The organism is Pseudomonas sp. VI4.1, from assembly GCF_002029345.1.
Taxonomy (GTDB): domain Bacteria; phylum Pseudomonadota; class Gammaproteobacteria; order Pseudomonadales; family Pseudomonadaceae; genus Aquipseudomonas.
Window position 1 is genome coordinate 50,866 of the sequence record NZ_MULM01000176.1, and the last position, 14,523, is coordinate 65,388.

Here is a 14,523-nt window from a genome sequence, read left to right on the forward strand (position 1 = left end):
GAGAGCACCATGCACGACTTATTGATGATCGATGGCCTGCAATACTCCAACTGGGACGAAGAGATCTTTCGCCAGATGCAGTCCGGCGGCCTGAGCGCGGTACACGCCACCATCGCCTACCACGAAAACGCCCGGGAAACCCTGTCGCGAATCGGCGAATGGAACCGGCGTTTCGAGACCTGGCCCGAACTGATTCGTCCGGTGCGCGAGGCGGCGGATATTCGTCTGGCCCATCAGGAAGGCCGCGTCGGGATCTTCTTCGGCTTCCAGAATTGCTCGCCCATCGAAGACGACATCAGCCTGGTGGAAATCTTCCGCCAGCTGGGCGTGCTGATCATGCAGCTGACCTATAACAACCAGAGCCTGCTGGCCAGCGGCTGCTACGAATCCGAAGACAACGGCATCAGCCGCTTCGGCCGCCAGGTGATCCGCGAAATGAACCGCGTCGGGATGCTGATCGACATGTCCCACAGTGCCGAGCGCAGCACCCTGCAAGCCATCGAGCTGTCGAGCCGGCCGGTGATCGTGTCCCATGCCAACCCGTCGAGCTTCCACGCCGCCAAACGCAACAAATCCAACGCGGTTCTGCGCGGCATCGCCGAGTCCGGCGGCCTGCTCGGTTTCAGCACTTACCCCTTCCACCTCAAGGGCGCGTCGGGCTGCACCCTCGAGGCGTTCTGCGACATGGTCGCCAATACCGCGGACTTGATGGGTGTGGAGCACATCGGCATCGGCACCGACCTGTGCCAGCAGCAACCACTGGGGGTACTCGAGTGGATGCGCAACGGTCGCTGGAGCAAGGACAAGGACTACGGCGAAGGCTCGAAGGACAACGCCAGCTGGCCGTCACCCCTGCAATGGTTCCGCGACAGCCGCGACTTCCCGGTCATTGCCCGGGGCCTGCAAGCCCGCGGCTTCGCCGACGACGAGGTGCGCAACGTCATGGGACTCAACTGGCTACGCCTGCTGGAAAGCGCCACCACCGCCCAACACTGACGCCTGATATCAACCGTGAGGACAGCATGAAAAACAACAACAGCGTCCCGTTCATCTCCCCACTCGGCGATGGACAGCCTCAAGCGCGTATTTTGGAGGCATCATGAAAACCACCAGCACCTTGCAAGTCGACAGCCAGCCGCTGAACCTTGCGCCGCCGAAAAAAGACATCGACTGGCCGCTGTTTCTGATCAGTGGCGGCTTCCTCGGCGCGTTCCTGATCGCGGCGCTGATCGACATCGATGGCGTGTCGCTGCTGGTGAACACGCTGTTCGCCTGGTCGACCCGGTTCTTCGGGCTGTACTGGCAGATCCTGATGCTGTTGACCTTCGCCGTGAGCCTGTTCATCTGCTTCAGCAAATGCGGACGGGTCCGGCTCGGCGGCGTCGACCAACGCCCCGACACCAGCACCTTCAACTGGATTGCGGTGATCATGTGCGCCCTGCTCGCCGGCGGTGGCGCCTTCTGGGCCGCGGCCGAACCGATGATGCACTTCGCCAGCCCGCCACCGCTGTTCGCCGGGGTGCAAGCGCACACCGAAGCGGCGGCCCATGCGGCGCTCGCGCAGTCCTTCGTGCACTGGGGCTTTCTCGCCTGGGCGGTGCTGGGCAGCCTGTTGTCCATCGTGTTGATGCACTTGCATTACGACAAGGGCCTGCCGCTGGCACCGCGTACGCTCCTGTATCCATTGCTCGGCGAGCGCGCGCTCAAAGGCCCGATCGGCACCCTGGCGGACGCCACTTCCATCATCGCCGTGGTCGCCGGCACCATCGGCCCGATCGGCTTCCTCGGCCTGCAAATCAGCAGTGCGTTGCATTCGGTCTGGGGCATTCCCAATGACCTGATGGTGCAGTCGATCACCATCATCCTGGTCACGGTGATGTACACCACGTCCTGCCTGGTCGGGCTCAAGGGCATCCGCTTCGTCAGCGAAATCAATGTGTGGCTGATGATCGGCCTGGCGATCTTCATGGTCGCGTTCGGGCCGACGATGTTTATCCTCGGCGGCTTCCCGTCGGCGTTCGCCCTGCACCTGGAACAGTTCATCCCGATGACGCTGTTTCGCGCCGACCCGAAATGGCTCGACTGGTGGACGGTGTTCTACTGGGGCTGGTTCATCGGCTATGCACCGATGGTCGCGCTCTACGTCGCCAAAATCTCCCGTGGCCGGACCATCCGCGAAGTGATCATGACCCTGTCGATCATCGCCCCCATCGTGACCATGTTCTGGTTCACCGTGGTCGGCGGCACCGGCATCGGCCTGGAACTGCAAACCCCTGGCATCGTCACGGCCAATGGCGCACAACCCGAAGCCCTGTTGTTGGGGGTGACGCAAAACCTGCCCCTGGGTGGCCTGGTCTCCGCGCTGTTCCTGTTCCTGAGCTTCATCTCGGTCGCCACCAACGGCGATGCCATGGCGTTCACCGTGGCGATGGCGATGTCGAGCAATGACAAGCCGAAAAAATGGCTGAGAGCCTTCTGGGCCATCGGCATGGGGCTGGCCGCAGTCGTGCTGATCACCATCGGTTCCGGCGGGGTCACGGCCCTGCAATCCTTTATCGTGATTACCGCGGTGCCGGTGTCGCTGTTGATCTTGCCGTCGCTCTGGGATGCGCTGCGAATCGCGCGGCACATGGCTCGCGAACAGGCTGTCTGATGATGAATAGTTCAGGAATCGCAATGATGTCACCCTCCCGTCCCGATGCTGCCGAACAACCGACCCTGCGCCCCGCGGCGCAGGTCATGGACCTGGATCGGCTGGGCAGCCACTTTCAAAGCCGGCTGAGTTTCGTGCGCAGCAGCATGCGGCGCATGATGAATGAGCAGTGGCGCATCCAGCGCACCTGCTTCGACCTGGATGCCGAAGGGTTTGGCACCGCCATCTACCGCATCGACACCGCCAATGCGCACTATCACTGCGTGATTTTCTCGAATGACCTGCCGCCGGAAAAACGCAGCGACCGGGTGATCGCCGATCAGTGGGACGTCAGCTTCGTCCTGCTCGCCGGTGATGTCGATGAGCATCAGCTGGCCGATCTGCGGCGCAACGTGCCCTTGCAGGAAGCCGGGCGCTTCGATGCCCGGGTGCTGGTGCTGTCGCGCGCCAACCGCAGCCTGCGCAACTTCGAGCGTTTTCTCGGGGCGCTGGCCGAAGGCTGTCAGCCAGACCCGCGGCAACTCGCCGAGGTGGGCTACCTGTATCGCACCACCGCCGTGTATGGCAACGGCAAGTTCGGCATCGCCGACTTCAGTTGCCTGCAAGGCAATGCCGACTTCACGCAACCCTTCAGCGCGCAGATGTTTACCGTGTACCTGCTGCGGCATTTCAGCATCGAGCAAATCGAACACATGGCCCGGGCACGCAATCCGCAACGGGCGGTCGGGCTGGACATCGCCCTGCAACGCTACCTCGGGGTCGGCAACTCCACGGGATTGGGCATGGCGCCGTTCCTGATCAATCACCCGCAACTGGTCAATCAATGGTTGTGGGCCAGGGAAGCTGCCCTGGCACGGGTCATGGCACAAACTGCCGACCTGCCCCGGGTGCAGCACTTCCAGCGCTGATGCAGCGCGCTCGCCAGCACCTGGAGCAAACCACCACCGACGACCCGCGCCAAAGCGCTATCGACCGGCAGACCCTGGCCGATCTTGGGCAATTGGCGCAGTGGTTCGACGGGCAACCCGTCAGTAGCGACCTGTGGCCGCGGGTGCAGGCCTGGGTCGAGCGGCACGGCAGCAACGGTTGCCAGGAATTGCTGGTGAGCCTGCTGCTGGAGCTGTACCCCGAACAGGTCGATCCGCTGGCCGAACAGATGTCGGTCAAGGAAGGCTTTCGACTCAATGCCGAGATGCCGCTGGATGAGTTGTGCGAACTGATAGAAAGCCGCTACCGCTGGGCACTCGACTATGACCTGAGCGCGGCCGAGGCCAACCACTTCTTCTGGTATCGCTCGGCGGAAAAGGAAGAACCGCGTCTGGGCGAGCGCGCCATGGAACCGGGTGCCGAGAAAGAAATGCAGCTGGGCATCGCGCACAACATTCAACGCTGCCACCGCGCCCTGTTGGTTTACCGGGAGCAGCATCCGCAGCAACTGACCGCGCATTTCCTGCTGGCCCAGCCACAGTTCAAGGGCACTGTCTGCCGCTTGCAGGGCATGGACCGCTGCGCCTATGGGGAAATCCGCGCCAACCTGATGGACCGCGGCATGCTGCCGATCCACCTGCTGCGCTGCAAGCTGGCGTTCTTCGGGGCCGGCAAATTCGACCCCAAGTCCAGTCGCTGGGTACGCATCACCCTGTTCCAGGGCGCGCCACTGGTCAGCGAAATTGGCCAACCCTTCGACGATGACTGGAATTTCGCCGTCATGCCCCCACTGGCAATCGCTGCCGGAGAACTTTGATATGCGTGTCTCGCTCAATGAAATCCAGGTGGTCTGCCGCAAGGCCTTCGAAGGCATCGGCTTTGCCCCGGGTGATTGCGACGACGCCGCCGAGATGATCGCCTGGCTGCAATTGCAGGGGCTCGACGGTATCGGCGCGCTGAAAAAAGCCCTGGCCTTTCTCCACGATGAAGTCGATCGGCCGTTCGACACCTGTTACGAAGATGCCGCCCAACTGACCCTCGATGCCCACGGCCAAAGCGTCCTGCGCTGCGCCGCCCAGGCCATCGAACTGGGCGTGAGCAAGGCCCTGCGCGCGGCAGTGCTCAGGTGCGGATCCGCCACTGCCACAACCGCATCCTGCTGCTTGGCTACCTGGCGCGCTGCGCCGATCAGGGGCTGAACTTCTGCGTCTACTGGCGCGACGCCCGCCAGGAACTGGTCGCCACCCTGGCCGCCGGGCAAAGCACGCCGTCCTTGCGGGTGTACGCGTTGCCTCCCTCCGCCCGCAGCGACGAGCAAAGCATCAATGTGTTGATCTCGCGCCACTTCACCCTGCTGCCACGGCTCAGCGCCGAGGACACGGATCCCGGCGACCCGCCGCTGCCCACCCGCCAGCTCGCCGCCGGCCTGGAGGTCGACGACGAGGTCTGGGTCATGTTGAAAAAACTGGGCGAACAGGTGCTGGTGGAAAGCACCGAAGAATCCCGACGCCGCGGTGCCGGCGAAAGCAGCGACGCCCGCTGAACATCATTAAGCCTGCTGACAGGAAACCATCGATGAAATACGCCATCAAGACTGACCTCTTCGCCTCGCGCGCCCCCATGGAATGGGCGGTGGTCGGCAACGGCACGCTGTACACCGCGCAGATCCCCATCGACCGCCAGGGCCAGGTGGTCAACGGTGGCATCGAAGCGCAGACCCGGCAGACCCTGGACAACTTGCGCCATACCCTGGAGGCCGCCGGCAGCTCGCTCGATGCCGTGACCCAGGTGCTGATCTACGTTACCGACCGCAGCTACCTGGCCACGGTGAACGGGCTCTACAGCGAGTACTTCCAGGCGCCCTACCCCAACCGCGCGGCCGTGGTGGTCGCCGGGCTGGCCAGGGAGGAGATGCTGGTGGAACTGGTGGTGTACGCGTGCATGGATTGAGCCCGTGCGGGCGGCGCCTCATTGGGGGCGCCGAACCGCCCTGACCTTGCCACTGTTGCCACCGCCGCAGAAAAACCGCTCGCCGCCATCGGACTCAAGTCCCGACACCCCGACGCCCTCCGGCAGTTTGAGGCTTTCCAGCACTTCGCCGTTTTGCGGATCGACGCGGCGCAATTCACTCTCGTCCCCTTCCCACGTGCCATGCCACAGCTGCCCCTCGACCCAGGTCACCCCGGTGACGAAGCGGTTGGACTCGATCGTGCGCAAAATCGTCCCGGTTTCGGCATCGATCTGGTGAATTTTGCGATCGCGATAGCGACCGACCCACAGCGTGCCTTCGGCCCAGGTGAGCCCCGAATCGTTACCGCCCCCCGGTGCCGGGATGGTGTTGAGCACCCGCCCGGTCTGCGGGTCGATCTTCTGGATGCGATCGGCGGCGATCTGGAACAGGTACTGGCCGTCGAAGGCCGTGCCCGCATCGGCGGTGACATCGATCGAACGCAGGGTCTTGCCGCTTTCCGGGTCCAGGGCATTGAGTTTTTCGCCGCTGGCGAACCACACCTGGCGGCCGTCCCAGGTCAGGCCATGGATGGTGTCGACACCGGGAAACGGGCCATATTCACGGAGTATTTCAGCGGTTGAGCTTTTCATGCTGGCTTCCTCGTTTGCGGGTTGATGACGCTCATCCTAGTCACTCGGCAGTGGCGCCGGGAGTAACAAGGTCGTCGCGAAACCCGGGATCGGCGGGGTCATCCAGCGCCGCGCACGCCCACGCCCGAACGACTGCACCCTGCCCGCCGCCGCCAGCGCCTCGAGGGTGCGCTGCACGGAACGCTGGCTGGTGCCGAGGGCCAGCGCCAGGGCGGAACTCGACCATGACTCGCCGTCGGCGAGAAAGGCGAACACTGCGGCACACTTCTCGTCGACCGGTGGCGCCAGCACCTCCACGTCGGCGGATATCAAAGGCACCAGGGCAAATCCGCGCGGGGTCGCCATCACACCGGCCAAGGGTTTGAGCGCCGCCCGCAGCCGGCCGATTTCGACGCGCAACCGGGCGCGATGGGATTCGTCCGTCAGCTTCAAGCGAAAGGCCCCGGCGATCAGCGCTTCGCGCGAGACGTCACCGGGCCAGGTCTCGGCCATCATTCTGGCCAGGGTGAACAGCACGGGACGGGTGGCGAGGGACACCGACATGCCGGCACCGCGTACGCTGTAACGACATGCATCCACCACCAGTGATGTCGAGCCGAGCAGCGCTTCAACCTCATCGAGCAACAGGGGCCGCTCTTCACCCTGGACGATCAGGCGCGCGGCGGGCGTGTCGAGCATGAGCGCGGCGTTTTCAACCTCGGCGGTCAGCGCCGGGATAGCGGCCAATTCGGCCGCATGCCTGGCTCGCGCCAGGGCGTTGTGCGCCGACTGCGACTGCAGGCGGCGAATGGCAATCCCCGCCACCACCAGTTCATGGGCGGCGCGCAAAACCGGGGGTAGCGGTGCCGGATCGAGCGCGGCGAGCAAGACTTCAGCTTCATCGAGCCGGCCGAGCAACAGCAAGCGCCGGATCTGCAGGTAGCGCGCATGGGCTGCGTTGACCCGATCGCCGAGCGCCTCGAGCGTCACCCGCGCCGCATCGAGGGCCTTCACCGGCCAGCCCAGGTCCCGCGAAGCCAGCGCGATCTCGGCCTCGGCGACCACACACCGCGCCCGGGCCACCGCCTCTTTCGGCCCAAAGGCCCGCGCCGCGCTTTTCACCAGCGCCCTGGCCCGCACCAGATCGCCGAGCTGCGCCATCGCGATGCCCCGAAGGGCGAGCGCCGGCGCGTCGTCACGCAACGCCACCCGGTCCAGCGCCCCAAGCGGATCACCCGCCGCCAGCGCACGCGCCGCCGCGGCGATCAAGGAATCCATGTGTTGTGCGCCATAGCTGTCACTCCTGACGAGCGATACCCGGGTTTCGGTTTGATTCACGGAGTAAAGCATTCGCCGGTCCGGGCTACGCGGTTTTTATTGTCACGCTATCAACCCGTACACAAAATCCGTGCACGACAGCGATCAACTGTAGGAGCTGGCTTGCCAGCGAAAGCGGTGGGTCAGCTTGCATCAATGTTGAATGTGCTGCCGCCTTCGCTGGCAAGCCAGCTCCTACAGGGGGCCTGCGGCGCACACAGAATCCGCGCATGACAGCGATCAACTGTAGGAGCTGGCTTGCCAGCGAAGGGGCCGATACAGTCACCACACAACCCATAGTCATACGACCTCTTGTGAAATACCCGATCCCCCCTAGCAAGCAATCATCCCCACACAACCCCCAGCCCACAACAATTCAACAAACGCCCCACCCTTGCCCCTCCATTCCAAATACGGTACAAACCCACCAGGTTGTACGACAACACAATAAAAACACCCGTCCATCCCCGACGATGGCAAACACCCTTCGAGACCCTGCCATGACCCGCCTCGCCACCGCACAAACCGTCCCGCCGCCCTTCCCCCGCCACCTCGCCGTGCTCATCCTGCTATGCATGGGCTGCGCCTTCGCCGGCAACCATGTGGCCGCGCGGGTAGCGTTCGACGACGGCGCTGGCGTATTGCTGGCGATCCTGATGCGTTCGGGGCGCCACCGTGCTGGTGCTGGCCGCACTGGTGCTCTGGCAACGCCAGAGTCTGCGCCTGCCTGCGGGCGCCTGGCGCTGGCAGCTGCTGTTGGGCTTGCTGATCACTGCGCAAAGCCTGTGCCTGTACTCCGCCGTGGCGCGGGTGCCGGTGGCGCTGGCGCTGCTGGTGGCCAACGTCTTCCCCATCCTGCTGGCACTGCTGACCTGGGCACTGGGCGGGCCACGACCGACCGCGCGCACCGCCTCGTTGATGGGCCTGATTCTGCTGGGCCTGGTGTTTGTACTCGACGTGCCGGGACGCCTCTCCGCCAACAGCAGCGCCGGCCCGCAATGGCTGCTCGGCGTCGGCCTCGCCTTCTGCGCCGCCAGCGTGTTCGCCTGCGCGCTATGGATCACCGATCACAAACTGTCCCAGGTGCGCGGCTCGGTGCGCAGCCTGCTGACCATCTTCATCGTCTTCAGCAGCGTCAACCTCGCCGGCCTGACCGGCGCCCTCCCCGGCGGCCTGAACCTGCCGGCCACCACCACCGGCTGGCTGGCCCTCGCCACGCTGGTGGTGCTCTATGGCACGGGGTTTATCGTGCTGTTCATCTCGGTCCCCCGCCTGGACATGCCGCGCAATGCACCGGTGATGAACATCGAGCCGCTGGCGACCTTGCTGATGGGCTGGATCGTGCTGGATCAGATGCTCAGTGCGGGCCAGGTGATGGGTGGGGTGATCGTGGTCACGGGTATTGTGTTGCTGACGTATCGCAAGGCGGTCAGCAAGGTTGTCGAGAAAGCGCCGGCTTGAGGGTTGTATCGATAATGGGGACGCCTTCGCCGGCAAGCCGGCTCCTACAGGTTTGCAGTGTTCAACCCGACGCCGCAACCCTGTAGGAGCTGGCTTGCCAGCGAAGAGGCCATCAGCTTCACCCAAAGCCCAAGCTGAAAGATTCTGCCTATCACCCCCGAATACTCCACCTATTAGCTGACTCCCGCACTCGGGTCTAACCTTATTCCAGCGCTGGCACTACAAGCTGGCCGGTTTAGCGCTGATCAGGAAACACCGAATGAGTCCGAAGCTTGACTAGGGCACCCGTGGGCCACCGCGCAGGCAACTCGATTGCCGCTGTTCAGAATTCCCGTGTGGTCAAGACAATCAGTTGATAAAACTGCTGGCCCTTCCGCCTAAGTCATTGATTTTGCTCGTCGCTATTGCGCGCCCATACCGGGCCGGATAGCCGGATGAACACGACCTAAAGGTAGCTCACACATGGCAAACGAATCGAAATGCCCGTTCAACCACGCCGCTGGCGGTGGCACGACGAACCGCGACTGGTGGCCGAACCAACTGAATCTGAAGATCCTGCACCAGCACTCGTCCCTGACCGACCCCCTGGACGAGGGCTTCAACTACGCCGAAGCCTTCAAAAGCCTGGACTTTGCGGCGCTCAAGCAAGACCTGAACGCACTGATGACCGATTCACAAGAATGGTGGCCGGCGGATTTCGGTCACTACGGGCCCCTCTTCATTCGCATGTCCTGGCACGCCGCCGGTACCTATCGCACCGGTGATGGCCGCGGCGGTGCGGGTTCCGGTCAACAGCGCTTCGCACCGCTCAACAGCTGGCCGGACAACGTCAGCCTGGACAAGGCGCGCCGGCTGCTGTGGCCGATCAAGCAAAAATATGGCAACAAGATTTCCTGGGCTGACCTGATCGTCCTGACCGGTAACGTCGCGCTGGAGTCCATGGGCTTCAAGACCTTCGGTTTTTCCGGCGGTCGCAAGGACGTCTGGGAACCGGACGAAGACGTCTACTGGGGTTCGGAAAACAAATGGCTGGGCGGCGACAACCGCTACGGCAAGGAAAACGAGCCGATGCAAGAGCCCGGTGAAGGCCCGCTGGTGGCCGAGCCTGGGGAAAACGAGGAGAGCCGTACCGAGCAAGGGCGCAACCTGGAAAACCCGCTCGCTGCGGTGCAGATGGGTCTGATCTACGTCAACCCGGAAGGCCCCGAGGGCAACCCGGATCCGCTCGCCGCGGCGAAGGACATCCGCGAAACCTTCGCCCGCATGGCCATGAATGATGAAGAAACCGTGGCGCTGATCGCTGGCGGCCACGCCTTTGGTAAAACCCACGGTGCCGGGCCTGCCGACAATGTCGGCGCCGAACCCGAAGCCGCCGGCCTCGAACAACAGGGCCTGGGCTGGAAGAGCACCTTCGGCACCGGCAAAGGCGGCGACACCATCACCAGCGGCCTGGAAGTGACCTGGACCACCACGCCCACCCGCTGGAGCAACAACTACCTGGAGAACCTGTTCGGTTTCGAGTGGGAACTGAGCAAAAGCCCGGCCGGGGCCAACCAGTGGGTCGCGAAAGACGCGCCGGCGCCGGCATCATTCCCGATGCCCACGACCCGTCGAAACGGCGTAATCCAACCATGCTGACCACCGACCTGTCGCTGCGCTTCGACCCCATCTACGAACCGATCTCGCGGCGCTACCTGGAGAATCCGGATCAACTGGCCGACGCGTTCGCCCGCGCCTGGTTCAAACTGATCCACCGTGACATGGGTCCACTGTCGCGCTACCTCGGCCCGGAACTGCCCAACGAAGAACTGCTGTGGCAAGACCCGATTCCAGCGGTCGACCATCCCCTGGTCAACGACAGCGACGTGGCCGCACTCAAGAGCAAACTCCTGGCGTCGGGCCTGACGGTTTCGCAGCTGGTAGCAACCGCCTGGGCGGCGGCTTCCACCTTCCGCGGCTCCGACAAACGTGGCGGCGCCAATGGTGGCCGCCTGCGTCTGGCCCCGCAGAAATTCTGGCAGGCCAACCAGCCTGAGCAACTGGCGAACGTGCTGGCGAAACTCGAGGGGATCCAGAGCGAGTTCAACAGCGGCGGCAAGAAAATCTCGCTGGCGGACCTGATAGTCCTGGGCGGCAGCGCCGGTATCGAACAGGCGGCGAAAAATGCCGGCCACACTGTCACGGTGCCATTCACACCCGGACGGATGGACGCCTCGCAAGAGCAGACGGACGTGGAATCCTTCGGTTTCCTCGAACCCATTGCCGATGGTTTCCGCAACTACCTCAAGTCCCGCTACCGCGTACCCGCCGAGGCATTGCTGATCGACAAGGCACAACAGCTGACACTCACCGCGCCAGAAATGACCGCGCTGCTGGGCGGCCTGCGCGTGTTGAACATCAACGCCGGACAAACCCAACACGGCGTGTTCACCCAGCAGCCGGAGGCGTTGACCAACGACTTCTTCAAGAACCTGCTGGATATGGGCGTGGAATGGAAGCCGGTCTCGGAGGCTAATGAGGAGTTTGAAGCAAGGGATCGTAAAACCGGTGAAGTGAAGTGGACCGGGACCCGTGTCGATCTGGTCTTCGGTTCGAATTCGCAGCTGCGAGCATTGGCCGAATTCTATGCAAGCAGCGATTCGAAGGAGAAGTTCGTCAAAGACTTCGTTGCGGCCTGGACCAAGGTGATGAACCTGGATCGCTTCGATCTCAAGTAACCCAACAGTACTGCTGAAAACCCGCAACGCCTCCCACTGTGGAGGCGTTGTGCTGTTTGGCTCGCGAGGTCTTGCTCTCATCGAGCCCGGCGCACTTGACGCTTCAAGCCGTTAAGTGGGAAACGTGCGTGCCCGGATAGAAAACTCGATGCAAGCGTTGGACATTGTAGGAGCGAGCTTGCTCGCGATGGACTCAAGAGCACCGCGTGTTATCCAGCAAACACGCGTTATCGTTAGCGACCATCGCGAGCAAGCTCGCTCCTACAATGTCCTTAACTGAACAACATTACGATGCAAGCATTGGGTTATTTCAAGAATTAAGGAAGATTCGTCAGCCCCATGAAAACCCTACTCTGCTTGCTGATCGCCATCAGCGTCGGTATCGCGCTGCAATACGCCGGCATCCCCCATGGCCTGTTGCTGGGCTCGATACTCGCCACCGCATTGTTCGCCAGCAACCTGCGCTTTTCGCCCACGCTGCCCCTCAGCCTTGGCTACGTGCAAATCGTCCTGGGGATCGCCACCGGCCTGATGTTCAAGTCATGGGACAGCCAAACGGCGGCGGCCATGCTGCCCAGCCTGGGGTTCATGCTGCTGGCCCTGGCAGTCCAGAGCGCCGTGGCCGGTTTCTGGCTGCTCAGGGTCTCGGGATGGAACCGCAAGGACAGCCTGCTGGCCGTCTACCCCGGCGCCCTCGCCGCCGTCTTCGACTTGCTCGAGTCCGAACGCGCGTCCGGCAAAGTGATCGTCGTGCACCTGGTCCGCCTGCTGACGATCACCGTGCTGGTCAGTTTTTGCATTCCCGCACAGACCGCCGCGCTGGTCGCCGAGAGCAGTCCGCTGGGCACGGATACGGCACTGACCCTGCTGTCGCTGATCGCCTTGAGCATGGTGCTCGGCCGTTTGTTGCTGCGTATCGGCGTTCCCGCACCCTTCATGCTCACCGCGATTGTCGTCACTGGCGCCTACATCAAGATGGTCATGCTGCACTTCGCGCCGGCCTTGCTGATTCAGGCGCGGCGCTGGCGGGCAGAGGTGTGATCGGCAGCGGGCACTGCGGGAAGGACTAAACGGGAGAGATGGTGGCAAGGGCGCCGATCAAAATGGTCAACACCAGAAATCCACCGAGGAAAAATGCCATCTTGCCCATGGAGCCTCCTACGTTATGAGTTTGCGGTGCAGTAGCTGATGGAACTGCGGACCGTGCTGTCATTGTGAGCCGTGGACGTTGTGCATTACAGCGGCAGATGGCGCAGGAAAATACGGATCAGATTCCTCCAAGCTCGATGACACCCTAAACATCGCTGCCGCACCCGGCCCCTGTGGAAGCGTGGCTTGCCCGCGATGGCGTCCTGATTGCTGGCCTGGCTCTCCAGTCCGCACGCAACCCAACTGTAGGAGCTGGCTTGCCAGCGAAGGCGTCCTGGCAGCCAACCTATCCATTTCGACCGTACTCTTCCCCTGTAGATACAGTCTTGAACCTCACCTACTCCTGCGGATCAACCTGATCCAACACCCGATTCACCGACAACTCCGCCAACGAAATCATCTGCTGAATCGCCAACGCCAAATTACATTTCGGACCTTCAAGGATAAACGCCAACTCACTGGCCATGACACTGGCTGAGGCAAGGGTTTCGCAGGCGTGAACCAGGAGGGTCTCGCTATTTACGGTGGGGACAATGGTGAAGATGGGATTGGGACGACGCTCGGCCATGGCTGGCTTGGGGGATGGAGACACGGGATCGGTTTCGGTGTAGCCGTCCGCATCCGGCGGATTCGGGGTTACTTTGAACATTGTGAAGCTCCTATGAAAGTGAGCCCCTCCCTATCCGCTACCACGCAAAATAAGGAGACGGCTGTACACGGGGTGGTAGACCGGTCATAGGAACCCGGCAGGCCGAAGCCTCCCATGCACAGCCGCCACAAAGCAGCCAGCACAAAAAAACGCCCTGAGGCGTTCTGGGTCTATGAAGTAACCGGGCTACCACACCCGATCGCTGAATTGGCAGCGACAGGAGAAGATTAGCGAGGTGGCTCCCGAAGCGCAAGCCCGGTGGATTTTGCTAGCTGTTTGAGATTTAATTTTCAGCGTAATGGAGCGCGACCGATGTCGAGCTGGCTTTGCAGCCGGCCGAGATCGCTGGAGTAAGAACACGAGCGCCGGGAGTTCAAGTCATGTTCTCCTTGATGAACTGAATATGGTACTTTTTGAAGGGATTTTTTTTATTGTGTTATCAAGCCCAAAAAAACAAAATGCGCGCTCAGACGGACCTTCTATGCGCCTGTCGTGTCGCGGCCAGGTGGCGGGTAACTATGAAGTCACCGTTCTGAACATACCCTCCCCCTCCCAGTTCTCTTCGCTTCGTAAAGTTGCTTATCCGCTGCTTCTATCAAGGTTTGGAATTTAAGATCGCCAACGGGCGTCGCTGTTGCGACACCTAGAGAAATAGTCACCACTCGATCTACATCAGAAGCAGAGTGTTCAATATTCACACGCGCTCTGACAATGATTGGATTGATGGGTTTGCTGATGAAGTCAACCGCACCAAGTTCCAAACCTAGTACCTCATCCGACTCCTGCTGCTGTGCGGTAATGAATATAATGGGGATGTCCTGGGTCGCAGGGTCAGCCTTGAGTCGACGGCACACTTCATGCCCGTCCATGCCCTCCATGACCACGTCCAGCAGAATCAGATCGGGTAGACGGGTCTGGCATATCGTGATCGCCTGCTCACCCCTGGTGGCCATGAACACATCACAGTCCTTACGAAACAACTCATGGAGTACCCGGATATTAATCGGTTGGTCGTCGACTATGAGGAGTTTTGGACGGTTATGGAAATGTGGCAACCAGGTTTCCATCGA

General features: G+C 62.2%; 10 protein-coding genes and 3 pseudogenes. 9 read left to right on the forward strand and 4 right to left on the reverse strand.

All coding sequences use genetic code 11. The features are described 5' to 3' along the window. Positions 1-9 precede the first annotated feature (9 nt). The 6 genes and pseudogenes from BZ163_RS25830 to BZ163_RS25850 all read left to right on the forward strand — a co-directional run bounded on the left by BZ163_RS25830 (position 10) and on the right by BZ163_RS25850 (position 5,530). The gene (locus BZ163_RS25830) at positions 10-996 is read left to right on the forward strand and encodes a dipeptidase (RefSeq protein WP_128873244.1); all 987 of its coding nucleotides are present in this window, start codon (positions 10-12) and stop codon (positions 994-996) included. A 103-nt stretch (positions 997-1,099) separates the two neighbouring features. Then, entirely contained in the window at positions 1,100-2,653 is a 1,554-nt protein-coding gene (locus tag BZ163_RS25835; RefSeq protein WP_128873245.1) for a BCCT family transporter, read from the forward strand. 26 nt (positions 2,654-2,679) lie between these two features. Further along, positions 2,680-4,397 (forward strand): annotated as a pseudogene (locus BZ163_RS36580) (hypothetical protein). 1 nt (position 4,398) lies between these two features. Further along, positions 4,399-4,779, forward strand: coding sequence for a DUF3726 domain-containing protein (locus BZ163_RS35990; protein WP_256579132.1), 381 nt, complete (start codon positions 4,399-4,401; stop codon positions 4,777-4,779). After that, positions 4,707-5,123, forward strand: coding sequence for a hypothetical protein (locus BZ163_RS35995; protein ID WP_256579133.1), 417 nt, complete (start codon positions 4,707-4,709; stop codon positions 5,121-5,123). The genes BZ163_RS35990 and BZ163_RS35995 overlap by 73 nt, the downstream gene beginning before the upstream one ends. A gap of 32 nt (positions 5,124-5,155) precedes the next feature. Then, a complete protein-coding gene (locus BZ163_RS25850; RefSeq protein WP_128873246.1) occupies positions 5,156-5,530 on the forward strand; it encodes a RidA family protein in 375 nt (124 codons plus the stop codon). Between the two features lie 18 nt (positions 5,531-5,548). On the opposite strand, the gene BZ163_RS25855 is transcribed toward BZ163_RS25850, so the two are convergent. Next, entirely contained in the window at positions 5,549-6,181 is a 633-nt protein-coding gene (locus BZ163_RS25855) for a PQQ-binding-like beta-propeller repeat protein (protein WP_128873247.1), read from the reverse strand. A 36-nt stretch (positions 6,182-6,217) separates the two neighbouring features. After that, positions 6,218-7,438, reverse strand: coding sequence for a helix-turn-helix domain-containing protein (locus tag BZ163_RS25860; RefSeq protein ID WP_128873297.1), 1,221 nt, complete (start codon positions 7,436-7,438; stop codon positions 6,218-6,220). A gap of 614 nt (positions 7,439-8,052) precedes the next feature. On the opposite strand from BZ163_RS25860, the pseudogene BZ163_RS25865 reads away from it, so the two are divergent. From BZ163_RS25865 to BZ163_RS25875, 3 genes and pseudogenes are all read left to right on the forward strand, one after another. Beyond that, positions 8,053-8,938, forward strand: a pseudogene (locus tag BZ163_RS25865) (EamA family transporter). Between the two features lie 462 nt (positions 8,939-9,400). Next, positions 9,401-11,655: pseudogene (gene katG, locus BZ163_RS25870) on the forward strand (catalase/peroxidase HPI). Between the two features lie 339 nt (positions 11,656-11,994). Continuing rightward, on the forward strand, positions 11,995-12,696 hold the full coding sequence (locus BZ163_RS25875) for an AbrB family transcriptional regulator (RefSeq protein WP_128873248.1): 702 nt from the start codon (positions 11,995-11,997) through the stop codon (positions 12,694-12,696). A 445-nt stretch (positions 12,697-13,141) separates the two neighbouring features. Here BZ163_RS25875 and BZ163_RS25880 read toward each other — a convergent pair whose 3' ends face one another. Then, a complete protein-coding gene (locus BZ163_RS25880; protein ID WP_168187405.1) occupies positions 13,142-13,453 on the reverse strand; it encodes a DUF6124 family protein in 312 nt (103 codons plus the stop codon). A gap of 524 nt (positions 13,454-13,977) precedes the next feature. Next, a complete protein-coding gene (locus tag BZ163_RS25885) occupies positions 13,978-14,520 on the reverse strand; it encodes a response regulator (protein ID WP_256579134.1) in 543 nt (180 codons plus the stop codon). Positions 14,521-14,523 lie beyond the last annotated feature (3 nt).

Excerpts from the sequence above, each read along its gene's own strand:
- BZ163_RS25860 (WP_128873297.1), bottom strand. The coding sequence starts at position 7,438 with ATGGATTCCTTGATCGCCGCGGCGGCGCGTGCGCTGGCGGCGGGTGAT.
- BZ163_RS25880 (WP_168187405.1), bottom strand. The coding sequence starts at position 13,453 with ATGTTCAAAGTAACCCCGAATCCGCCGGATGCGGACGGCTACACCGAA.
- BZ163_RS25855 (WP_128873247.1), bottom strand. The coding sequence starts at position 6,181 with ATGAAAAGCTCAACCGCTGAAATACTCCGTGAATATGGCCCGTTTCCC.
- BZ163_RS35990 (WP_256579132.1), top strand. The coding sequence starts at position 4,399 with ATGCGTGTCTCGCTCAATGAAATCCAGGTGGTCTGCCGCAAGGCCTTC.
- BZ163_RS25875 (WP_128873248.1), top strand. The coding sequence starts at position 11,995 with ATGAAAACCCTACTCTGCTTGCTGATCGCCATCAGCGTCGGTATCGCG.
- BZ163_RS25830 (WP_128873244.1), top strand. The coding sequence starts at position 10 with ATGCACGACTTATTGATGATCGATGGCCTGCAATACTCCAACTGGGAC.
- BZ163_RS25835 (WP_128873245.1), top strand. The coding sequence starts at position 1,100 with ATGAAAACCACCAGCACCTTGCAAGTCGACAGCCAGCCGCTGAACCTT.
- BZ163_RS25850 (WP_128873246.1), top strand. The coding sequence starts at position 5,156 with ATGAAATACGCCATCAAGACTGACCTCTTCGCCTCGCGCGCCCCCATG.
- BZ163_RS25885 (WP_256579134.1), bottom strand. The coding sequence starts at position 14,520 with ATGGAAACCTGGTTGCCACATTTCCATAACCGTCCAAAACTCCTCATA.